Source organism: Acidimicrobiales bacterium, assembly GCA_035316325.1.
Classification (GTDB): Bacteria; Actinomycetota; Acidimicrobiia; order Acidimicrobiales; family VFJN01; genus DASXTK01.
In genome coordinates this window covers 79,263-101,571 of sequence record DATHJB010000172.1, presented here as the reverse complement: position 1 = coordinate 101,571, position 22,309 = coordinate 79,263, and the positions used below count along the sequence as shown (strand labels likewise).

Here is a 22,309-nt window from a genome sequence, read left to right as displayed (position 1 = left end):
TGGTTCGACTTTCAGCTAATGTTACACGGATAGCGATCCACGACGACAACGGGGGCCCAGGTATGCACGTCCGATCGGAGCAGTGCTCCGGCGCTGCGCTGAACCCAGCGCTCGCCGGTACGCGGACGGTGACCTGATGGTCGACTTCCTGACCGCGGTGCAAGCTGGGATCGAGACCGGTGCCATCTACGCCCTCGTGGCCCTCGGCCTCGGCATCACCTACGCCACCTCGAACGCGTTCAACTTCGCCCACGGTGAGTTCGTCATGGTGGGAGCGGTCCTTGGCGTCGTCCTGTGGCAGTCGATGGACGTGCCGGTGGGGCTCGCGCTGCTGCTCACGGTGTTCGTGGCATCGGCGGCCGGCGCGGCGACCGAACGGGTGGCCATCCGCCCGTTCGCGGCGGTGAAGGACGCGGCGGGCTGGATGATCGCGACCTTGGGGGTGGCCATCATGCTCACTGCTGGCTTCACGATCGCCATCACCCGGGAGCCGGGCTCGACCGATACCCGCCTCTTTCCTAGCTTCCTCCCCCGCGACCGTCCGTGGATCGTGGGCGAGTTCCTGCTAAATCCGAACCGGATGCTCCTCGTCGGGCTGCTGGTGGTGGTGGCCGGGGGCCTGCTCTGGCTCACCAAACGCACCCACGTGGGACGAGCGCTCGGCGCGGTAGCGGACGATCGTGAAGCCGCCGCGATCCGGGGCATCCCCGTCAACCGTCTCACGATGCTCGCCTTCGCCATTGGTGCGGCGGTCGCCGCGCTGACTGGCTTCGCGATGGGCCCCGTCACGCAGGCATCCGTGACCATCGGCCTCGGGCTCACCATCAAGGGGTTCGTGGCCTCCGCCATCGGCGGCATGGGCTCCCTCGGCGGAGCGGTCGTCGGCGGACTAGCGCTGGGCCTGACCGAGCAGTTCGCGCTGCGCTACCTCGGGACCCAGTGGCAGGACCTCATCATCCTGGCCGTCCTCCTGGTGATGCTGTCGATCAAGCCGGAAGGGTTCTTCAGCAGGGACGTGCGTGCGGTATGACAACACCCTCCAGGCTCTCCCAGCGTCTGGCCGCTCCCCTCGGGGTGGTCGCCCTCATCGCAGCGATGCCGGCGCTACTCCCCAACGACTTCCGCCTCTACACCGCCATCACGGCGCTGACCTACTTGGTCATCGCGTTGGGCCTCAACGTGGTGATGGGCTACGCAGGCGTCATCTCGTTGGGGCACGCCGCGTTCGCGCTCATAGGTGCTTACATCGCCGCGGCGGCCGAGTTCCACCTCGGCTGGCCGTACTGGTGGAGCTGGATCGTGGCCATGGTGGTGTGCGCCCTGCTCGGCGTCGTCACCTCGGCACCGGCGCTCCGTCTAGGTGGCTTCGCGGTGGCGATCGTCACGATCTTCTACCTGAGCGTAACCACGACACTGATCCTGCACTATCGGTCGGTCACCGGAGGTGGCGATGGCATCGCCGCCGCCCAGGCGGACCTATCGCTCGACCAGATGTGGTGGGCCTACGCATTCGTGGTCGCCGTGCTCTACCTCGCCATCCGCAACCTCGTGCTCTCGCCCGTCGGGCGAGGTTGGCAGATCGGTCGACTCTCGCCGGTGCTGGCAGAGTCCCTCGGCGTGCGCGTGTCGGTGATGAAGGTGGGAGCCTTCAGCCTGGCGGCCGCCCTGGCCGGTCTCGGCGGGGCCATGTACCCCGCGCTCAACGGCTACACGAACACAGAGCCGTTCTCCCTTGGCATGGGCATCCTGATCCTCCTGATGGTGGTGTTGGGCGGCGAGGGCACGCTGGGAGGGCCGGTACTGGGTGCGCTGGTCATCACCGGCATCCCTGTGATCCTCAACGAGGCATTCAGCGCGGGTGGCAACCAGTCCGAGTTCGTCTACGGCGGTCTGCTTCTGGCCGTCGTGCTGATCTTCCCGCGAGGCCTGGTCGGTGCGATCAAGCAGCAATGGCACCGCCTTTCACGTGGCCGTCGCCTGGCGACGACCGCGCAGCCTGTCGCACTCGAGGAGGTGCGCTTCGCGCCGCCCGACGCTCCTGCTGCGCTGGAGATCAGGGGTGCTTTCAAGTCGATCGGAGGTCTTCGGATCCTCGACGATGTCTCGCTGGCGGTGGAGCCAGGGCAGGTGCACGGACTCGTCGGGCCCAACGGGTCCGGGAAGACAACCCTGCTCAACCTCATCGGGGGGTTCCTGCGCGCCGAAGGCGGCGTGTTCCGCCTCGGTGGGGTCGACCTGCCGTCCACGGCCAGCGGGAGGGCGCGCGCCGGGGTGTCCCGCACCTTCCAGCACCCCATTCTCCTGGAGTACGCCAGCATCTTCGACAACGTGCTGGCCGGCGTCGATGCCGAGCGGGCCGTTCGGCCGCTGCACTACCTCCTGCGCACCGGTCGAGCACGTCGAGCGGCCGAGGAGGCGCGCACCCATGCCACCGAATGGCTGGGTGCCGTCGGCCTCGGAGCGGTCGACCCCACCACGCTGGCTGCCAACATCTCGCCTGGCCAGCGGCGCCAACTCGAGATCGCCAGGGCCTGTGCCTCCCGGCCTCGGGCGCTCCTCATGGACGAGCCGGCGGTTGGGCTCAGCGCCGAGGAGATCGGCAGTCTCATGACCACGGTGCGGGCCGCCGCGGCCAGCGGGGTGGCGGTGGTGCTGATTGACCACAACGTGGATCTGGTACTGCGACTCTGCGACGTGGTGACCGTGCTCGATGCGGGACGGGTGATCGCCCACGGCCCGCCAGAGAAGATCAGGACCGACCCCATGGTCATCAACGCCTACCTCGGGGGCGATCCCGAGGTGTCGGTCAACCTCGGAGAGGTCGTGCGATGAGCGATGAGCAACGAGCGATCGACGACGGTCTCCGGATCGAGGGCGTGACCGCTGGGTACGGTGCCGTACCCGTGCTCGAGGACGTCTGCCTAACTGTTCCGCCGGGACAGGTGGTCGCCGTGCTCGGTCCCAACGGTGCCGGCAAGACGACCTTGCTCAAGACGATCTCGGGCATCGTGCGGCCTCGCATGGGCACCATCACCTACAACCGCGCCGATCTTTTCGAGCGGGGATCGTCGACGGCGGCCGCGTCCGGCATCGCTCACGTGCCCGAGGGTCGACGCGTCTTCTCCCGGCGCACCGTCGAGGAGAACATCCTCCTGGGCGGCTGGGTGAGGCGTCGCGAGGCCGGTCTCCATGCGAGTCGTGACGAGATGCTCGAGCGGTTCCCCCAGCTGGGAGCACGTCGCCACCAGCTGGCGGGATCGCTGTCAGGGGGCGAGGCGCAAATGCTCGCCATCGCGATGGCGCTCGTGGCCCGACCGTCTCTAGTGATGCTGGACGAGCCGTCCCAGGGCCTCGCCCCGCTCGTCGTCGACAGCGTGTTCGCAGAGATCTCCGAGCTGCGGAGTCAAGGACTCTCCGTCCTGATTGTCGAGCAGAGCGCCTCGCGGTCACTGCCGTTGGCCGATGTCGCCCATGTCCTCTCACTGGGCCGGATCGTCGTGAGTGGCCCTCCCGAGGAGCTCACTGAGAACGCAGAGTTCCGCGATGCCTATCTGGGCATCTGAGCCGAGGAGCACGATGTCTGTGACGCTTGCTGACAAGGTCGTCGTGATCACCGGCGCGGGCCAGGGGCTGGGTCGGGCCTACGCGCTCGCAGCCGCCGCTGATGGCGCTCACGTCGTGGTCAACGACGTCAACGGCGTCGCCGCAGAGGCCGTGGTCGCCGAGATCGTGGGTCTCGGTGGCGAGGGATCGGTGTCGACGGCCTCGGTCACCGACCACGCGGCCGTGGGCCGGGATCTCGACGATGTCCTCTCTCGGCTCGGCCGGCTCGATGGGGTCGTAAACAACGCTGGCTTGTTCGGTCTCGGCGACCCGTGGGAGCTCGATCCCGCGGCTTGCCGGGCCATGGTCGAGGTGAACGTCTTCGGCCCGATCAACGTCGGCGCGCACGCGTTGCGGATCATGCGCGCCCGGGGTGCCGGCTCGGTCGTGAACGTGATCTCCGGCTCCGCCTTCGGGCAGGCCGCTTCGTCGGTGTACGGGGCGACGAAGGGGGCGGTCCTCTCCTTGACCTACGGATGGGCCTTTGAGCTGGCCGGATCCGGCATCCGCGTGAACGCGGTGTCGCCCATGGCGAGCACCTCGATGACCGAAGTGTTCCAGGACCACTTCGGGACCGGTGTCGGAGGCGACTGGCCGGCCGAGCGGGTGGCCCCGCTCGTGAGCTTCCTCCTTAGCGACGCCAGCTCGGGCGTGCACGGCCAGGTCCTCCGGCTCGACCGAGGGAGCCTCAGCCTGCTCCGGCGACCGAGGTTCGTGGGCGCGGAACTTCAGGAGGAATGGACCCCCGCCGAAATCGAGGGCTGGGCCCGGCGCGTCGTCCTGCCCGATCCGGAGGGGCTCGGGCTGCACACGCTTCACGGGGTGGCCGGGGGAACACCGGGCGAGCACGCCGCCTCGAAGATGAAGCCCGTTCGTCCATGAGCGCGCCGCGCCGGGTGGTCACCGGGGAGGACGCGGCCGGTCAGTCGGTGGTCGTCAGCGACGGTCCTGTCGCTGGGTACTACGAGCTGGCCAGCCGCGGCGGCCTGTCCCTGGCCGCAGTCTTCGAGCTCGCTGTCCCGCCGGAGGTGGCCGGCGACGGCGGTGACGCGGCTGAGGAATTGACGCTCGTCCCCGGCCCAGGGATGGCTCGCGTGATCCGGACCGTCCATCCTCCCGAGCGGCTCGTCGAGGGGCACGCCGGCGGCGGGCCGGCGCCCGACGGCACCGCTGACCGAGCCCGCTACTTTGATCCAAGCCGGGGCGAGCACATGCACGCCACCCCTACCATCGACGTGCTGGTGGTGGCATCGGGCCGCATCGATCTCCTGCTCGACACCGAACGGGTGCATTTGGAGGCCGGCGACTCGGTCGTGCAGCGCGCGACGTGGCACTCGTGGGCCAACCCCTACGACGAGCCGTGCGTCATGGTGGGGATCAACTTCGCGCTCCCGGACTGAGGCGACTCCGGCGGCTGGCCGGGCGGTGTCCCGACGCCGGTTTCGGCCGTTTCTGCTCGTCGCAATGGAGCTGGACCCGGATGAGCACGGCGGTCGAGGCTCAGGGTCGGAGCGACCGCTCGACGCTCAGGTCCCTTGAGCGCGCCCTGGACGAGATCGAGCTCCTGGCCCTACGGGGCCGCGGATGTCCATAGCGGAGGTCGTCGGTGAGACGGGTCTGTACGGCACGGTCGTCCATCGCGTCCGCCGCACCCTCGAGCAGGAGACAGTCGTTGGAGCGCGAGCGCAGCGGCTTCGTCATCGGGCCAATGAGTGGTTCTCATCTCGACTGTAGGTGGGGGGATCAGATGATGCCACGACAGGTGAGGTCGTCGACCTCGCGCTCGGTCAGCCCTAGCAGGTCGCAGTACACCTCGGTGTTGTGCGCTCCCAGGAGCGGAGCCCCGGTCGGTATGGGTGTGGTGCCGTTGAGTCGCGGATAGGGGGCTTGCTGCAGCAGGCTCCCGAGCACGGGGTCGTCCACCGCCACGAGGTCGCCGCGAGCGCGGATGTGCGGGTCGGCCACGATGTCGTCCGCCGTCTGCACGAGGGCCGACGGCACCCCCGCAGCGCGGAGCTCGTCGACTGCCGTCGCGGCGGAGCGCTGGGCGACCCACTCCGCCAAGAACCCGTTCGCCAGATCCCGATGCTCTGCGCGAGCTCGGGCGGTGGAAAACCTCGGGTCGGCCAGGACGCCAGGCATCTCCAGCAGCGAGCAGAGCAGCCGGAAATGCGGGTCCGAGGCGGCCACGACCGAGACGAAGCGCTCGTCCCCCGACTCGAACACCCCGAGTGGCGCAGCTGTCGCCACGGTGTTCCCCTCCCGAGCCCGGGTTCCCCCGGTCCGATCGTGGTGAGGAATCGTCCACTCGAGCACGCGGAGCACGGCACCGTAGAGGGAGGCATCCACCACCCCGCCGGTCCCGCCCTCGTCGCGGTCTCGTGCGTACAGGAGCGCCACGGCGGCCTGCGCCGCGAAGATGGCGGTGAGGTGGTCGCTAAGGGTGATGGTGGGTTTGACGGGTGGTCGGTCGGCCTCACCACACAGGTTCAGTAGGCCACCGAAGGAGATTCCGAGCAGATCCTGTCCCGGAAGCTCGGCGTTAGGACCATCCTGTCCGTAGGCGGAGATCCGGACCATTACGAGGCGAGGGTCGAGGTCGGCCGGCCCGATGCTCCAGCGCTCCATCGTCCCAGGCCGGAAGTTCTCGCACACGATGTCCACCGTCCCCGCGAGCGAGCGGAACAGGGCCTGTCCCTGGGGCTGCCTTAGGTCGAGTGTGACGCTCTTGCGCGATCGCCCCTCGACGGCCCAGAACAGGGAGTAGCCGTCGTGGAAGGGACCGAGCGATCGAAGGAAGTCGCCGGTGCCGGGCTGCTCGATCTTGATGACCTCGGCACCCTGCTCCGCGAGGATTCCCGCGCAGAAGGGCGCCGCGATTCGCGTGCCCACGTCGAGCACGCGCACCCCGTTCAGCGGCAGAGTCGGCTCACTCACGCAGACGTACCGGCTTCGTGTTCGAGCATTGCGGCTATCTCGGCGCGGAGCAGGTCCTTGCGCAGCTTCCCAGTCGTGTTGCGTGGCAGATCGCTTCGCCGCTCGAGGCGTTCCGGGAGCTTGTAGCTGGCCACCCCGTGCGCCCGGAGGAACGAGGTGACATCCTCGAGGGTGAGGGTGGCGTCGGACTGCACGAAGGCGCAGGCCCGCTCGCCGTAGACGCGATCCGGCATGGCCACGACCGCCGCCTCCTGCACGTCGGGGTGCTGGATGAGCAGATCCTCCACCTCCTTGGGGGAGATGTTCTCACCCCCTCGGATGATGATGTCCTTGATGCGACCGGTCACTGAGAGGAACCCGTGGGAGCACAGGATCCCGACATCGCCCGTGCGGAACCAGCCGTCCGCGGTGAAGGCCTCGGCGTTCAACTCGGCGGTGAGGTAGCCGACGAAGACTTCGGGTGCTTGGCACAGGATCTCGCCGGCGGTGTCGGCCGGTACGAGGGTGCCTTCCGGGTCAACGATCCGTACCCGGGAGGGGCCGATGGGGAGGCCGTCGGTGCATGCCCGATGGTCCTCGTCCGTCGCCGGCCCGGTCGTGAGGGTCGGTACCTCGGTGAGCCCGTAGCTGCGCTTGCACCAGCACCCCAGCTGCTTGGCGGCCTCGTCGACGTCGGCCGGGGTGACGCGGGTGCCACCCATCGAGAACAGTCGCATGGCCTTGCCTGCCCCGGGGTGGAAGGACGGGTCGTCGAGCAGCCCACGCAGGAACACCGGCATGCCGATCTGCACGGTGACCGCCTCGTCGGCGAGCAGTTCGATCGCCCGAGCCGGGTCCCACACGTCGAGGAACACGCAGCGCAGGCCTACCACCGCCGGCATGAGGACCCCGTAGACCATGCCGCCGACGTGGGTGACCGGCATGGGTAGGAGGACGACGTCGGCATCAGACATCAGATGGGCTTGGGCCAGCCCTCTCGTCTCGGCGAGCAGCGTGTTGTGCGTGTGCAACACGCCCTTGGGGGCGGACGATGTCCCCGAGGTGTACAGCAGCAGGCACGGGTCGTCGGCGGTCCAGGTCGGGGCGACCACCGACGGGCCGCCGACAGGTCCTCCGGCGAGATCTCTGTCGAGCGAGCGAATCGCGGACTTCGAGGTGCGCACCCCATAGATGAGACCGGGCGCGTTGTCGAGGCTCGCGATCCGGTCGAGATGATCCGTAGACCTGAAGGTGCCTGGGACGACGACCGCGGTGGGTCTCGCTTCGGCGAAGATGAAGTCGAGGTCGCGAGCACGTAGCGCGGGGAGCAGCGGATTGAGCACGGCCCCGATGCGGAACGCCGCATGGCTGACGACCACGGCCTCCCACCAGTTGGGCAGCTGCATGGAGATGACGTCGCCCGCCCGGATCCCGTCGTTGGCGAAGCGGACTGCCAGACGCTTCGCAGCAGAGGTGAGCGCGCCGAAGCTCATCCGACGCGAACCCTCGACGATGGCGGTCGCCATTGGGTCCTGTTGATCCAGGAGCTGGCTCACCAGCTCGTCGGTCCACGCGCCGACCCGCCGCCACTCAGCCGCGAGGCGCTCGTCGAGGTGCGTCGGCGCGATCAATGGCCACCTACTCCCATTCGGTGCCTCCCCAGGTCATGGCGAGGAGACGCACCCCGCTGTCCTCGGCAGCTCCGTGTCGATGGGCCTCACCCGGCTCAGTGACCAGCACGTCGCCCGCCTGAAGCGCGAACTGATCCTCGGATCCAGCCGCGAGCATCCGACCCGCGATCACGTAGAGGATCTGCCCGCCGGGATGGCGGTGGTAGTCGCTCATCGCTCTGGGCTCGCAGCGCACCTCGGCCACATCGACCTCGTGCGGCGGTGCGGCCGCGGCCAGACGGCTCGAGCGCACTGGCGCGGAGAAGTGCGGGTGAGGGGTCGATCCTGCGGTCGATCCACGGCTCACATGCATCGTCGTCTCCCTTCGAGATGCCGTCGGGCGTTTCCGGCACGATAACATGCAATCATTCCTTGTTAGGCGAGCAGGACGAGGGGAACTCAATGGGTGTGGCGATGACGGAGGCGTCAGTGCAGAACATGCTCACGCACGCCCACACCGGGGTGCTCGTATCCCTGCGGAGCTCCGGCGAACCGGTAGCCCTGCCGGTGTGGTTCGTGGCTCGCGAGGGCGCCATCTTCGTGCGGACCCCGGCTCGGGCCAAGAAGGTGGCGCGGATCCGGGCCGATGAGCGCGTCTCGTTCCTCGTGCAGGACGGCCTGGCATGGCGGGAACTGCGCGGGATTCACATATCCGGCGCCGCCCGGGTGGTGGACGACCGAGACGTGATCGCCGCGGTCGGGGCGGCCATTGACGAGAAGTATGCCGCCTTCCGCACGGCGCCGGCCGCCCGCTCGCAGGCCACCAATGCCCACTATGCAGAGCGGGTCGTGATTCATGTAAGTCCTACATCGGTCATCAGCTGGGACAACGGTCTGCTGGCCGGCGAGTCTCGGCCCGGTCGATGAGCGGTCTCGATCTCAGCCGACTCGACGGCGTGCTGACCATCCGGATCGACCGGGCCGAGAAGCGCAATGCGCTGTCGCTCGCCATGCGGGAGGAGTTCGCCACTGTGCTCCTTGAGGCTGATGCGGATCGGTCGGTCAGCTCCGTCGTCATCACCGGTACCGACCCGGCCTTCTGTGCCGGCGTCGACTTCGGGGAGTTCGGCACGAACCGCCTAAACCCGCATGATCGCCGCTATCGAGTCACCCCCACGAGAGCACTGTTCGCGCTCCGCAAGCCGGTCATCGCGGCAGTCAACGGCGCCTGTGTCAGCGGTGGCCTGGAGCTGGCCCTGGCGTGCGACTTCATCCTGGGGTCGGATGCGGCCCGCTTCGCCGACTCGCACGCTCGCATCGGTGCGATGCCAACGTGGGGCTTGACGGCGATGCTGCCCCGGGCGATCGGTGTCCGAGCGGCGAAGCAGATGTCGCTGACGGGCGAGCCGATCGACGCCGCGACGGCGCTCTCCCTCGGCCTCGTGAACGAGATCGTTCCCCACAGTCAACTGATGGAGCGAGCTGCGATGGTCGCCGGTCTCATCGGCCAGGCTGACCCGGGTTCGGTCCTCTCGCTCCTCGATCTCTACGACCGTGGCGACGGAGCGAGTCTGGCCGAGGCCCTGGCCTTCGAAGCCGACGCGATCGCCGACAGGGTCGTCGACGCCGACTCGGTCCAGGACGCCGGCCGAGCGTACCGGGGCCAGGCGTGAGCTCGTCCAACCGGTTCCCCAGCTACGCCGAGCTGCTGAAGAACGACCCACCGGGCTCCGCTTGGGAGGTTTGGGGAGACCGGGTCGGGCTCGGGGCGCTCAACCACCTGACCGACGATCGCGTGGCCCGGGCAGCGCGGCTGGTCCGCCGTGGAGCGCGGTTCCCGTTGGGGCTTTCGATCGACGCCATCGACCCGCCGCTGTTCGGCCGGGCGGCACCGACCCATACGCTCACGAACGGCTACGGCGCGCTGCACCACGACGATGTGCTCGACGGCTTCAACACCCAGCTGGCCAGCCAGTGGGACGGGTTCCGCCACGTGCGGCACCACGTGTTCGGCTGGTACGGGGGTGTCCTGGAGGAGTGCCACGGGATCGATCAGTGGGCGAAGCGTGGTATTGCCGGCCGAGGGGTCCTGCTCGACGTGGCCCGCTGGCGGGAGGCTCGGGGGCGCCCGTTGGATCCCGTTGAGCCGGAGGGCATCTCTGCCGCCGACCTTGATGCCGTGCTCTCGTGGCAGGGGGTCGACATCGAGTTCGGTGACCTGGTCTTCATGCGGACTGGATGGCTGTCCTGGTACCGATCCGCCTCCCTGGAGGAGAAGGCGTCGATGGCGGCCACCCCTCGGTGCGCGGGGCTCCTCCCAGGTCATGCGACGCTTGCCTGGCTCTGGGATCATCGCGTGGCAGCCATCGTGTCTGACAACCCCACAGTGGAGCTCTGGCCGGTGGGTTCGCGGGCCTCGGACGAGGATCGGGCCAGGGTCGAGGCCGACGCCCGGCTCGTTGGGGAGCTGTCGATCCATCGGTCGGTGATCCCGTTGCTCGGCATCCCCCTCGGCGAGCTGTTCGATCTCGACGACCTCGCGCAGGACTGCGCGGAGCACTCTGGGTGGGACTTCTTCGTCACCGCCGCCCCGCTGGGCATCGCCGGCGGAGCGGCGTCTCCCGCCAACGCCATCGCCTTCAAGTAGCCGGACCTAGGAGTACTGACGACATGTCAGAACGGGCTCATGTGCAGTTCCCAGACGGTGGAGCAGTGGTCGTCACTGGCGCAGGGAGCGGCATCGGCCGCGCCACCGCCGAGTTGGCCGCGGCGGCCGGGCTCAAGGTCGCCCTCTGGGACATCTCCGCGGAAGCGGTCGAGCGGGTGGCCGAGCAATTGAGGAGTGCCGGTGCCGACGTGGTGGTGGCCGAGGCCGACATCACGGACCAGGCCGCCATCGACCGCGCGTTCGCGGCCAGCGCCGCGGCCCTGGGCCACCTCGACTACCTCGTCAACAACGCCGGGCCAACGAGTCACCTCCCCCGTCCCTTTGTGGACGGCCTGCAGGCTGCGGCGGGAAGCGTCGAGATGGTGACCGAGGGCTGGCTGCGGGTGGGCCGCCATGAGGGCGACGCCGTTGTCAACGTGTCCTCCGTGGCCGGTACCCACACCGGCGTCGGTGCCGAGGGTTGGTACCCCGCGGCCAAAGCGGCGATCGCCGGGTACACGCGGTTCCTGGCGCTGCAGCGGCCGGGCGGCATCCGGGCCAACGCCGTCGCTCCCGGTGTGATCCGCACGCCGCGAAATGAGGAGTTCATTGCCGGGCCGGGTCAGTCGATCCTCGAGCGGAACCCGATGGGTCGGGCCGGTGAGCCCGCCGAGGTGGCGGCGGCCATCTGCTTCCTCCTGTCACCGGGTGCGGCTTATGTCAACGGCGTGATCCTCCCGGTCGACGGCGGATCGCTGGTCACCCTGTAGCGCCGCCGGGGCCGGCGCCGGCCACAGGGGTCAGAGCACGCCGGCATGGCGGCGCCGCTGGTACTCCTTTGGATCCAGCCCGAGCTCCTGGATCCAGATGGCGTCGTTGCTTGTGCCGAGGCCTGGCGCCGGCTGAAGGTCCCGTGTGTGGTGGGGGCTGTGGGGCTGTGGGGCGGGCTGGACGACCCGCCCGGCGGCCGCGTCTACCAGTTCGATGAGGTCGCCGCGGGCTAGCAGGTGGGGATCCACGATGACGTCGCTGATCCGTTGCACCACGGCGACGATGACTCCGTGGTCGTGGCAACGCTCCACGACCTCGTGGGACGGTAACGACGCCACCCATTCGCCCACGATCTTGTTGATGTCGGCCGAGTGCTCCGCTCGCAACGCACCGGAGGCGAAGCGCTCGTCGGTCCGCAGCTCGGCCCGCTGCATCGCGTCGGTAAGCCGCCGGAAGTTGGCGTCGGACGCGCCGACGATGCCCACCAACCCACCGTCGCTTGCCGCATAGAGGCCGATGGGTGCGACCGCGGTGGGGAAGTTGCCCTCCCGGCGCCGGACGGTGCCCTTGACGTCAAACGCCGCGATCGTCCATTCAAGAATGCGTAGCACCGCGCCGCTGTGGCTGGCATCGAGCTCCAGGCCATGCCCGGTCCGATGGCGCCGAAGGAGACCAGCGACGGAGGCTTCCGCGGCATACGCCGCAGTCAGCAGGTCCACCACCTCACCGCCCAGGCGGGTCGGGGGCCCATCAGGATGGCCCGTGACATGGAGGAGACCGCCGTGAGCGGCGCCGATCAGGCCGTCACCGAGCGAGCCGGGGAGTCCGGGAGCCTCGGACATCGCCGGGACCCGCACGACGACGCTGCGCCGTGCGTCGAGGTGGAGCCCGGCGGCGGCTAGGTCGGTCGGTCCCGCACCGTCGCAGATCACCGCTGCGGTGTCGAGCAGTTGCTGGAGCAGGGCCGCGCCGTCGCCGACCAGAGGGTCGCAGGTGACGCTGCGGAGGCCCCGAGCGCTGCTGCTCCATCGCAAGGAGGCGCCGTCGACCAAGGGCCCGAGCCGCCGGAGCGGGTCGCCGCCGGGCGGCTCGACCTTGATTATCTCTGCGCCGTATTCCGCCATGAGGGAGCCCCAGATGGTCGCGGCAAGCGACTCGCCCACGACGACTCCCCGGATCCCCCCGAGTCCCGGCCTGACCTCGCCCACAGGCCACCACCTCCGTTCGCACTGCCCAACGACCTGTTCGGCTATCATAGAAAGATACACGATTAGAGATGGAGCGTAATGCAGGGACTGCTCGAAGGTCTGCGGGTGATCGATGTAGGCACGCGCGTGGCTGCGCCCTTCTGTGCCGGCACGCTCGGTGAGCAGGGCGCGGAGGTGATCAAGGTCGAGCAGCCAGAAGTGGGTGAGTACCTGCGCCGTCTCGGCCCCTTCGCCGACGACTACTCCCTGATGTGGTCGGTGGAGGGCCGCCACCGCAAGAGTGTGACCCTCGATCTGCGCAAGCCCGAGGGCCAGGACCTGTTCCGCCGGTTGTGTGCCGCCTCCGACGTGGTCTGCGAGAATTTCCGGCCGGGCACGATGGAACGTTGGAACATTGGTCCGGCTGATCTGGCCCCCCACCTCGTGCTCGTTCGTATCTCTGTGTTCGGCCAGGATGGGCCGTACGCCACCCGGCCCGGCGTCGACCTGCTGGGCCTCGCCTATAGCGGCCTCCTCGACATGACCGGTCCTGCCGACGGTCCGCCGGTGAAGTCGAACGTCACGATTTCCGACCACCTCACCGGCGTCCTGGCGGCCAAGGCGGCGGTTGTGGCCGTCTACGCCCGAGACGTTGTCGGCACCCGAGAAGGATCGGTGATTGACGCCTCGCTCTACGGCAGCGTCGTCCGGACGCTGGGTTGGCAGTTCGCTGCGCTCGATCGCTGTGGGATCGAGCCGTCACGATCTGGGAACGCAGACCCGAACCTGCCGGCCACGGGCGTGTTCCTCGCTGCAGACGACCGCTTCGTGGTCGTCGCCGCCAGTTCGGATGCTCAGTTTGCAGCGCTCGTCGACCTGGTGGGTCTCGAGCCGGAAGCACGTTCGTGGTCCGCAAGCGACCGCGTGACCGCGGCCAAGCCGATCGGCGCCGCGATGGCGGCCTGGGCAGGATCGATGGTCGCGGAGGAGCTCGTGAGGCGCTGCCACGCAGCCCGGGTGCCCGCTGCGGTGGCTCGCACGGCACAGGAGGTGTCCGAGGAGGATCCCGGTGCGCCCGACGGCTACCTCGTGTCGGTCGGCGACCCCGTGCTCGGTCCCGTGCTGCAGCAGGCCCCGCACCCCAGGGTGGCCGGAGTGGCGAACACCCCGCGTGGCGCAGCCGAGGTCGGGGAACACAACGAGGAGATCTGGTGTGGTCTCGTCGGGCTCAGCACCGCCCGACTCCAGGAGCTGCGCCGAGCGGGCACGATCTGATCACCCGGCCGGGTCAGCGTCGATCCGACGAGTAGCGCAACGGCTCGCATACGACGTGCGGACGCTGCTCGACCGAGAGGTGGTAGGTCTGGGCGGCGTGGAGATGTGATGCAGAGAGGCGGGTCGCCAGTTCGGCGTCGCCGAGCTCTATGGCATCGGTGATCTTTTCGTGCACGTCGATGATCGCCTCTTGGAGGGTGACGTCGGGGAACCGGCCCTCCGAAGTGGCCTCTTGGGTCCAGGACTGCTCGTGCGCTGTCCACAGCTCGACGAGGCTCCCGACGGTCAGGGCCATCGACGCGTTGCCGCAGTGCTGCACGACGTCGGTGTGGAACGTGCGGGCCAGGATGTTGAACCGCGGCGGATCGTCGACTGCCTCGGCTTGGAGCTTCAGCAGCTCGCGCAGGCGTGGCACGATCGCCGTTGCTCGGTCCGCTCGACCGGCGCACATACCCGCGCACATGGGCTCGAGGCGGTGCACGGTGTCGGCGACGTCGTTGAAGCCGACCTGCTTGGACTCGAGGACCATCGCAAGCATGTAGGCCACGTTGCTGGCGTCGGGGAGGTGCACGGTGGCGCCGCCCACGTTGCCCCGGTGGACGGTGACTAGGCCCTCGACCTCGAGGATGCGCAGCGCCTCTCGAACGGACGGCAGTCCGACGTCGACCTTGCGCATGATCTCTTCCTGGGTCGGCAGGCGGTCGCCATCTAGGACCGCGCCGCCCAGGATCTCGCTCCGGAGGGTGTCGGCCACCATCTCCGCTAGTCGCGGTGATCGCACTGGTTCAACCTCCATGAGCCTTGGTCGCGAATGATTGCATGATACGCCAACGGGCGGGCCCCGTCGGGATCTTGCCGGTCCATGCAGGATGTGCTTTGCTGTTATCAGGTAATGATTCGAGGATAGGAGCCTCATGAAACACAACGACGCTTGGCCGCTGCGGTTCGGGAGCTTCATGGCCCCTTTCCATGCCCCCAAGCAGGCGCCGGCCCGATCCATCGAACAGGACCTCGAGCTCGTCGTACGCCTCGACGAGCTCGGCTTCGACGAGGTCTGGATCGGTGAGCACCACAGTGGAGGCTGGGAACCGGTCCCGTTCCCGGAGATGTTCCTCGCTGTCGCGGCCGAGCGCACCAAGTCCATACGACTGGCCACCGGGGTCATGAGCCTCTCGTACCACCATCCGTTCATGGCGGCAGAGCGAATGGTGTTTCTGGACAACCTGACCCGTGGCCGAGTGATCTTCGGTGTGGGCCCTGGGGCGCTCTCGAGCGATGCCGGCATGTTCGGCATCTCGATGGACGAGACCCGGCCCCGCATGGACGAGGCGTTGGGGGTCATCATGCGCCTGCTTCGCGGGGAGGTCGTCACCCACGTGTGCGACTGGTTCGAGCTACACGATGCCGTCCTGCAGCTCCCGTCGGTCCAGCGGCCCCACCTTCCGGTGTCGGTTGCCAGCACCTTGTCACCCGCGGGTGCCTACTCGGCCGGCCGAAACGGCGTGGGCCTCCTCTCGCTCGGGTCCTACATGCCCTCGGCCCGGCTCCAGCTCGCGAACCACTGGGACATCGCCGAGAAGACGGCGGCGGAGGCCGGCACCACGGTGGACCGGCGCCAGTGGACCCTCGTCGCTCCCATGCACGTCGCCGAGACCCGCGAGGAGGCCCTCGCTCAGGTCGAAGCCGGAGGTGACGCCTGGCTGCGTGGCTACTACGAGGAGACGAGCGGCTACCCCGCGATGTTCCCCGACGAGTCCGGTCAGTCGAGCTACCGGCTGATGGCCGAGGGTCGTGCCGCCTTCGTCGGCACGCCGGACGACGTCGCCGGGGGAATCGCTTGGCTGTGGGAGTTCACCGGCGGATTCGGGTCGATGCTCATTCTCGAGAACTCGGCCGCGTCCGTCGAGGATCGGCTGCGCAGCTACGAGCTCTTCGCCAACGAGGTCGCCCCTCGCTTCACTGGCACCACCGCCCCGCTCATCTCGGCCCAGAAGCGCTCGATCGCCCGCCGGGAAGAGGGGTACGCCATGAAGGTGCACGCCCAGGACAAGGCGCACAAGGACATCCTGGGCGACACCGCCGCCGATGGAGGCGACGGCGAGAAGGGGATCTCCCTGCTGTGACCGGGGCGACAGGGATCGACTTCAGCTTGAGCGACGCCGACCTGACGTTCAGGGACGAGCTCGTGGCGTTCCTACACGAGAACCCGCCCGTGTCTCGCTCCGACACGTTCGAGGCAGGGCTGGCCTGGCAACGGGTGCTCCACAGCGGTGGCTGGGTGGCGCCGCATTGGCCGGCCGAGGTCGGCGGGCGGAGCGCTACTCCTTCGCAGTACGCCATCTACTGGTCGGAGATGGCGGCCGCCGGGGCCCCCCAGATCGCCAATCGGGTGGGCATCCAGACCGCCGGGCCGACGATCCTCGCGACCGGTTCGCGCGAGCAGAAGGAGCGCTACCTGGAGCCGATGCTGTCGGGCGAGGAGATCTGGTGCCAGCTCTTCTCCGAACCTGACGCCGGGTCTGACCTGGGAGCGCTGCGCACCACGGCTGTCCTCGACGGCGACACCTGGATGGTGACCGGGCAGAAGGTCTGGACGAGCTACGGCGCTGAGTCGCGGTTCGGTCTGCTCCTCGCACGCACCGAGGGACCGGACAGCCCTGGCACCCGCGGGCTGACCTGCTTCATCTGCGACATGCAGCAATCGGGAGTGGAGGTGCAGCCGCTTACCCAGATCACCGGGGACACCGAGTTCTCCGAGGTCTTCATGAACGACGTCGAGGTACCTACGGCGAACATCATCGGCACGCGAGGCGAGGGCTGGAAGGTCGCCCGGGCTGCGCTGGGATCGGAGCGCGGCATCGCGTTCCCCATGAAGGAGCAGATGGTGCTCCGGAAACGCCTGAACGAGGTGATGGCGCAGCTGCGGGAGGACGGGACCGACGACCGAATCATCCGGCTGCGGGTGGTCGAAGACCACGTCATGAGCGAGATCTTCCGGCTCATGAACCTGCGCACGCTCACGATGGTGGAGCAGGGGGCAGACACGGGCTCGTGGGCTTCACTGATCAAGATGGCCTGGACGCGCCTGGCGTTGCACCTGAGCGAGACGGCGATCGATCTCGACGGTGCCTACGGTGCGGCGGCCGACAGCGACCACTGGTTCGAGTTCCTCCGGTATCGCATGGCGAGCATCGCTGGCGGTACGTCGGAGGTGCAGAAGAACATTATCTCAGAACGCCTGTTGGGACTCCCCCGATGACGGGGATGTCGCCCACCTTCACGGTCGAGCAAGAACGCTTTCGCTCGGAGGTGCGGGCTTGGCTCCGCGAGCACGCGCCAACCGCCCCTGTCCCGGAGGAGGAGGACGCGCAGGTCGATTTCCTGCGGACCTGGCAGGCCACGCTGGCCGCTAATCGGCTCGTCGGCCCGCACTGGCCCGAGGAGTACGGCGGGCGCGGGCTGGCATGGGCGGAGAACTTCATCCTTCAGGAGGAGATGGCCCGCGCCCGGGTGCCAGAGATCATCAACCGGATCGCGGTAAACCTCGTGGGTCCGGTGCTCATGACCCATGGCTCCGCCGAGCAGAAGGCGCGGTACCTCCCGGCCATCCTGAGCGCGGAGGAGATCTGGTGCCAGCTCTTCAGTGAGCCGGATGCCGGCTCGGATCTCCGGTCGATGCGGACCACCGCCTCGAAGGTCAGCGATGGATGGGTGGTGCACGGCACCAAGGTCTGGTCGAGTTGGGCCCACCACGCCAAGCGCGGCGTCCTGCTGGCCCGCACGGAGCAGGACACCGGACGGCCGGGCGCCATCGGGTACTTCCTCGTCGACATGGGCCAGGAGGGAATCGAAGTACGCCCTCTGCGGCAGCTGACCGGTGAGACCGAGTTCTGCGAGACCTTCCTCGACGGCGTGTTCGTGGGCGACGACGACGTGATCGGTGACCCGGCCAACGGCTGGAAGGTGATGCACACGACGATCAGCTACGAGCGCAGCATGTCCCCGCGCCAACTGATTACGCACGCCAACCTGCTCGACGAACTACTTGAGATCGCCCGCAAGGACCCTCTGACGCCGGAGCAGCGGCAGCGCATCGCGCGGGCGTACGCCGAGCTCACGATCTATCGGCTGCACCTCTACCGGGTGTTGACCGATCTCGGCGAGGGTGGCTCGCCGTCAGATTCCAGCTCGGTCATAAAGCTGTTCTGGAGCGAGATGGCCCAACGCATGCACGAACTGTCCATCGACATGCTCGGCATGGAGGGGATCACCCAGCCGTCCATCCGGCAGCGCCAGTACCTCTACTACAGGGCTTGCACGATCTTCGCCGGCACCTCCGAGATCCAGCGCGACACGATCGGGCATCGGGTGCTTGGCCTTCCAAGAGAACCCCCTCCAGCAGAGACGAAGGAGCCAGCACCGTGACGGAACCGATCGTCACCCTCTACACGGAGGACGTCCTGTCGATCATCACCCTCAACCGACCTGAGCGGCTCAACTCGTTCGACGGGGAGATGGTGGTGGCCCTCGATGAGGCGCTGATCGAAGCCGATGCCGATCCGACGACGGATGCCATCGTGGTGACGGGCGCCGGACGGGCCTTCTCGGCCGGTGGAGATATCCGCTCGTTCGGGCAGAACCCGGATCGTCGGGTCAACCGGCGAGGCTGGCACCTCGTCCACAGCATGTTGCGGGTCGAGAAGCCGTCGGTGGCAATGGTCAACGGTGCCGCGGTCGGCCTGGGCCTGACCGTGGCCCTGCTGTGCGATCTGACGATCGCTGCCGACGACGCCAAGCTCGGTGACACCCATGTGAACCTCGGGCTCGTGGCGGGTGATGGGGCGGCCCTCACGTTGCCGCTCCTGCTCGGCCCCCAGCGGGCCAAGGAGCTGCTCCTCACGGGCCGGCTGGTGACCGGCGCCGAGGCGGCCGAGATGGGCATGGTGCTGCGATCGGTGCCCGGCGACGCCTTGTGTGACGAGGCGTACGCCCTCGCCCGTGAGCTAGCGGGCCAGCCGTCGTACGCGGTGCGAGCCACGAAAATGGTCGTCAACCGGTATGTGCGCTGGATGTCGCACCAGGTCCTCGACGTCGCGCTGGCGTACGAGGAGATCTCGAAGTCGAAGCCGGAACACGCCGAGGCGGTGGCCCAGTGGAAGGCCATGCGCGGGCTCAACTAAGTATCTAATATTGAATGATTGATTGGTTCATGGTAGAGAGTGCCCTGCACACTCCTGTGTGCGGATCTTCGACCCACGGGGGAAACCATGTTGAGCAGTAGGACCACGCGCGGCACCAGGCGAGTCGGGAGGGCCCTGGCGGCCTTGTTCGTCCTGGTCCTGTTGCTCGGCGCCTGTGGTGACGACGACTCCGGGACATCATCGGATCCCACCGCAGCCGATGATGACAACGGCGGTGACGAGGGCAGTGGGCTCGAAGGCGATCCAGTGAAGGTCGGTGTGCTCTACACCCTGAGCGGAGCGACGGCCCCTGTCGGTGAGCGGGCGGTTTCCGGTGCCGAGTTCTGGCAGGAACAGGTCGGTGACATCGAGGGGGTCCTCGGCCGTCCGGTCGAACTGATCGTCAAGGACACCAAGGGCACGCCTGACGGGGCTCAGGCAGCTGCCCGTGAACTCATCGACGAGGACGGGGTAAGCCTGGTCGTCGGGCCGTTCCTCTCGGGTGAGACAGGTCCCCTGATTTCTCTCTTCAGTCAGCGCGACGTGCTGTCGATCAACAACAGTTCGTTGCCCGACGCCGGCGATCCGTCGGTCGCTCCGACCATGTTCCGGATCGAGTTCCCCAAGGCCGCGGAGGGTCCGGGCTTCCTGCAGCGAGCGTGCGATCTCGGAGCCTCGAAGATCGCCCTGATCGTGGTCGACAACCCGCTGGGCACGAGCACAGTCGAATCGCTCGACGAAGGGCTCGGCGATGCACCGTGCGACCTCGAGATCGTCGCCAGGGAGTTCGTCGCCTCGGGTGCGACGGACGCCAGCGCACAGGTGGGCAACGCGAGGGATGAGGACGCTGACATCGCCGTCGTGAACGTGGTCGCCTCGTCGGACTACATCACCATCCTCAAGGCGATGGTCGACGGGGGCTTGACGGTCCCGGTGATCGGCAACTCATCCCTGGGCTTCCCCGACATCGCAGCAGCGGTTCCGGAAATGAGCGACCTCCTCAATGTCGGCGGTTACACGGCGAACGCAAGCGCACCCATGCCGGCGATCACCGAGGAGTGGCGCGACGCCTACCGGGAGTTCATGGGCGGGTCCCCGCTCGAGGACACGATCTGGAACGCCGTGACCACCTACGACTCGCTCGAGCTGATCAGGATCGCCGCCGAGGGCGCCGGATCCCTCGACGTGGCCGAGATGCAGTCCTACCTCGAGCAGAACGGTCCCTTCGAGCTGGCGAAAGGCACGTTCAGCTTCAGCGCTGACAGCCATGACGGTCTCGGGGAGGATGACGTGGTGTTCGTCACGGGTGGGACCTTCGAAGACGGTGTACTGGCTCGCATCGACGACTGAGCTCGCGGCGTCCCTCGGCAGCGGATCCCCCTCCTACCGAGGGACGCCCGTGCACCTCCATGCACACACCAGAGATCTGGATCGCGCACCCCTCCCGGCCGGCTGACGCCTCGGCTCTCGCTCTAGAGGCCGAGCGGGACGGGTTCGACGGCCTGTCCTTCGGCGACTCGCAGAACCTCCAGGGCGACCCCTTCGTCTCCTTGGGCCTTGCCGCCGTCGACACGCAGCGGATCGGGCTGGCGACCGGGGTCACCAACCCCATCACCCGCCATCCAGCGGTGGTCGCCTCGGCGGCCCTCTCGTTGAGCGAACTGTCCGACGGCCGGTTCGTGCTCGGCATCGGCCGGGGGGACTCGGCGCTCGCGCACCTTGGCACCGGTCCTGCACGGCTGGCCACCTTCGAGGCGTTCATCGTCCAGGTCCGCGACTACCTCAGCGGCGACGGTGTGTCCCTCGACGCCGCGGCCAGCTGGACCGGCGATCGGTCCACACCGCTCGGCTCGATCGACCTCGGCGTACGGCCGGCGCTCAGCCAGATCGAGCAGGCCAGAGTTGTGCCGCCGGTGCAGATTGACGTCTCGGCGTCCGGCCCCCTCACGCTCGAGATCGGTGGGCGCCTGGCCGATCGGGTCAGCCTCTCTGTCGGAGCCGATCGAGATCGTGTGCAGTGGGCCAAGGATGTGGTCGTCGACGCGGCTCGGCGTTCGGGTCGGGCGCGTCCTTCGATCGGGGCATGGGTGACCGTCGCCGTCGCCGACGATCGAGCGGCAGCCCGGAGCGTGGTGGCCGGCACCATGGCAACTCTGGCGAGGATGTCCGCCATGTCGGGCCGCGTCACGGGGCCCGTCGCGGCGAGCGACGCGAAGGTGTTCACGGCCGTGGGTCGCGCCTACGACGCGAACGTGCACGGCCAGGGCGCGACGGCGCAGACCGCTGCCCTCACGGACGCCTTCGTCGATCGCTTCGCGGTCGTTGGTCCTGCCGACCATTGCATTGAGAAGCTCCGAGCCCTGGTTGCCGTAGGCCTGGATCGGCTGTACGTCGGCTTGGGCGCAGGGATCGGTGCCGGAAACGAGGCTCGTCGGTCCTACGACCGGTTCGTCACGGAGGTGCTTCCCGCGGTCACCAACGGCTAAGTGGTCTGCCGGGGCTTTCGTGGAGTCGGGTAGGTGGAATGTGATGTGATGCTGCTGTGCTGAAGGAGGACAGCGTGGGATGGCGGGGCTACCCGCCAGAGTTTCGGCGTCGCGTGCTCGATCTGATCGAGGCTGGGCGCAAGGTCGCCGAGGTCGCGGACGATCTTGGGATCAGCGACCAGACGATCGACACGTGGCGCCGCCAGGACCGCATTGACCGGGACCTGGAGGCCGGGTGTCTTCGGCGAAGAAGGCCGAGCTCGTCGCGGCGCGTCAGCGGATCCGGGAGCTCGAGGCGGAGCTGGCGGTGCACCGCCGGGCGATCGAGCTGTTCAAGGAGGACGCCGGCCCAAAGGCGGTTCGTTGCCACCGAGGTGGCGGCCATCGAGGTGATGGACGCCGAGGGTCTCCCCGCGCAGCTCGCGCTCACCCTCGGCCACGGCCTCGCGGACGGGCGAGGAAGCCGTGTGGTCGGTGACGGTGTCGAAGTGGCACCGCTTCGCTCCTGATCGCCTCGACGGCCTTGGTGATGCGCCTCGCCCCGGCATTGCCCGCACGATCGGCGACGACGAGATCCTGCAACGACTCGCCGGACTGCGCCGCCGTCGCCAAGGAAGACAACGGCTTCAACCCG

General features: G+C 68.2%; 22 protein-coding genes. 17 read left to right on the top strand and 5 right to left on the bottom strand.

From position 1 onward, the window contains the following. Positions 1 to 136 precede the first annotated feature (136 nt). The 5 genes from VK611_23340 to VK611_23320 are packed head-to-tail and all read left to right on the top strand — an operon-like array spanning position 137 to position 5,003. Positions 137 to 1,030, top strand: coding sequence for a branched-chain amino acid ABC transporter permease (locus VK611_23340; protein ID HMG44288.1), 894 nt, complete (start codon positions 137 to 139; stop codon positions 1,028 to 1,030). A gap of 44 nt (positions 1,031 to 1,074) precedes the next feature. Beyond that, the gene (locus VK611_23335; GenBank protein HMG44287.1) at positions 1,075 to 2,832 is read left to right on the top strand and encodes an ATP-binding cassette domain-containing protein; all 1,758 of its coding nucleotides are present in this window, start codon (positions 1,075 to 1,077) and stop codon (positions 2,830 to 2,832) included. Then, complete coding sequence (locus tag VK611_23330) at positions 2,829 to 3,563, top strand: ABC transporter ATP-binding protein (protein HMG44286.1); 735 nt, start codon at positions 2,829 to 2,831, stop codon at positions 3,561 to 3,563. The genes VK611_23335 and VK611_23330 overlap by 4 nt, the downstream gene beginning before the upstream one ends. Before the next feature lie 13 nt (positions 3,564 to 3,576). Next, the gene (locus VK611_23325) at positions 3,577 to 4,485 is read left to right on the top strand and encodes an SDR family oxidoreductase (GenBank protein ID HMG44285.1); all 909 of its coding nucleotides are present in this window, start codon (positions 3,577 to 3,579) and stop codon (positions 4,483 to 4,485) included. Further along, positions 4,482 to 5,003, top strand: coding sequence for a cupin domain-containing protein (locus VK611_23320; GenBank protein HMG44284.1), 522 nt, complete (start codon positions 4,482 to 4,484; stop codon positions 5,001 to 5,003). The genes VK611_23325 and VK611_23320 overlap by 4 nt, the downstream gene beginning before the upstream one ends. 343 nt (positions 5,004 to 5,346) lie before the next feature. On the opposite strand, the gene VK611_23315 is transcribed toward VK611_23320, so the two are convergent. From VK611_23315 to VK611_23305, 3 genes are read right to left on the bottom strand one after another with little or no spacing between them, the layout of a single operon-like run. Further along, on the bottom strand, positions 5,347 to 6,510 hold the full coding sequence (locus tag VK611_23315) for a CoA transferase (GenBank protein HMG44283.1): 1,164 nt from the start codon (positions 6,508 to 6,510) through the stop codon (positions 5,347 to 5,349). 26 nt (positions 6,511 to 6,536) lie between these two features. Continuing rightward, positions 6,537 to 8,150, bottom strand: coding sequence for an AMP-binding protein (locus VK611_23310; protein HMG44282.1), 1,614 nt, complete (start codon positions 8,148 to 8,150; stop codon positions 6,537 to 6,539). A gap of 7 nt (positions 8,151 to 8,157) precedes the next feature. After that, a complete protein-coding gene (locus tag VK611_23305) occupies positions 8,158 to 8,502 on the bottom strand; it encodes a cupin domain-containing protein (protein ID HMG44281.1) in 345 nt (114 codons plus the stop codon). Between the two features lie 89 nt (positions 8,503 to 8,591). On the opposite strand from VK611_23305, the gene VK611_23300 reads away from it, so the two are divergent. From VK611_23300 to VK611_23285, 4 genes are all read left to right on the top strand, one after another. Beyond that, entirely contained in the window at positions 8,592 to 9,056 is a 465-nt protein-coding gene (locus VK611_23300; GenBank protein ID HMG44280.1) for a pyridoxamine 5'-phosphate oxidase family protein, read from the top strand. Continuing rightward, positions 9,053 to 9,802, top strand: a complete 750-nt coding sequence (locus tag VK611_23295) for an enoyl-CoA hydratase (protein HMG44279.1) — start codon at positions 9,053 to 9,055, stop codon at positions 9,800 to 9,802. Before VK611_23300 ends, VK611_23295 begins: the two co-directional genes overlap by 4 nt. Then, entirely contained in the window at positions 9,799 to 10,776 is a 978-nt protein-coding gene (locus VK611_23290) for a cyclase family protein (GenBank protein ID HMG44278.1), read from the top strand. Before VK611_23295 ends, VK611_23290 begins: the two co-directional genes overlap by 4 nt. Positions 10,777 to 10,841: 65 nt before the next feature. Then, complete coding sequence (locus VK611_23285; GenBank protein ID HMG44277.1) at positions 10,842 to 11,546, top strand: SDR family oxidoreductase; 705 nt, start codon at positions 10,842 to 10,844, stop codon at positions 11,544 to 11,546. A 30-nt stretch (positions 11,547 to 11,576) separates the two neighbouring features. Here VK611_23285 and VK611_23280 read toward each other — a convergent pair whose 3' ends face one another. Further along, positions 11,577 to 12,803, bottom strand: coding sequence for a CoA transferase (locus VK611_23280; protein ID HMG44276.1), 1,227 nt, complete (start codon positions 12,801 to 12,803; stop codon positions 11,577 to 11,579). A gap of 30 nt (positions 12,804 to 12,833) precedes the next feature. On the opposite strand from VK611_23280, the gene VK611_23275 reads away from it, so the two are divergent. Beyond that, positions 12,834 to 14,009 carry a CoA transferase gene (locus tag VK611_23275; protein HMG44275.1) on the top strand — a complete coding sequence of 392 codons (1,176 nt, stop codon included), beginning with the start codon at positions 12,834 to 12,836 and terminating at the stop codon, positions 14,007 to 14,009. Between the two features lie 13 nt (positions 14,010 to 14,022). Here the strand turns inward: VK611_23275 and VK611_23270 are convergent, their stop codons facing one another. Continuing rightward, a complete protein-coding gene (locus tag VK611_23270; protein HMG44274.1) occupies positions 14,023 to 14,790 on the bottom strand; it encodes an FCD domain-containing protein in 768 nt (255 codons plus the stop codon). Between the two features lie 133 nt (positions 14,791 to 14,923). Between VK611_23270 and VK611_23265 the strand changes: the two genes are divergently transcribed. The 7 genes from VK611_23265 to VK611_23235 all read left to right on the top strand — a co-directional run bounded on the left by VK611_23265 (position 14,924) and on the right by VK611_23235 (position 22,184). Then, positions 14,924 to 16,132: an LLM class flavin-dependent oxidoreductase gene (locus VK611_23265; GenBank protein HMG44273.1), complete on the top strand. Its 1,209-nt coding sequence runs from the start codon at positions 14,924 to 14,926 to the stop codon at positions 16,130 to 16,132. Continuing rightward, on the top strand, positions 16,129 to 17,268 hold the full coding sequence (locus VK611_23260) for an acyl-CoA dehydrogenase family protein (protein HMG44272.1): 1,140 nt from the start codon (positions 16,129 to 16,131) through the stop codon (positions 17,266 to 17,268). Before VK611_23265 ends, VK611_23260 begins: the two co-directional genes overlap by 4 nt. After that, positions 17,265 to 18,434, top strand: a complete 1,170-nt coding sequence (locus VK611_23255) for an acyl-CoA dehydrogenase family protein (protein ID HMG44271.1) — start codon at positions 17,265 to 17,267, stop codon at positions 18,432 to 18,434. Before VK611_23260 ends, VK611_23255 begins: the two co-directional genes overlap by 4 nt. Further along, positions 18,431 to 19,189, top strand: a complete 759-nt coding sequence (locus tag VK611_23250; protein HMG44270.1) for an enoyl-CoA hydratase/isomerase family protein — start codon at positions 18,431 to 18,433, stop codon at positions 19,187 to 19,189. Before VK611_23255 ends, VK611_23250 begins: the two co-directional genes overlap by 4 nt. Positions 19,190 to 19,333: 144 nt before the next feature. Further along, a complete protein-coding gene (locus VK611_23245) occupies positions 19,334 to 20,539 on the top strand; it encodes an ABC transporter substrate-binding protein (protein ID HMG44269.1) in 1,206 nt (401 codons plus the stop codon). Between the two features lie 59 nt (positions 20,540 to 20,598). Further along, a complete protein-coding gene (locus VK611_23240) occupies positions 20,599 to 21,675 on the top strand; it encodes an LLM class flavin-dependent oxidoreductase (protein HMG44268.1) in 1,077 nt (358 codons plus the stop codon). A gap of 56 nt (positions 21,676 to 21,731) precedes the next feature. Beyond that, positions 21,732 to 22,184 carry a transposase gene (locus VK611_23235; protein HMG44267.1) on the top strand — a complete coding sequence of 151 codons (453 nt, stop codon included), beginning with the start codon at positions 21,732 to 21,734 and terminating at the stop codon, positions 22,182 to 22,184. The last annotated feature ends 125 nt before the right edge of the window (positions 22,185 to 22,309 follow it).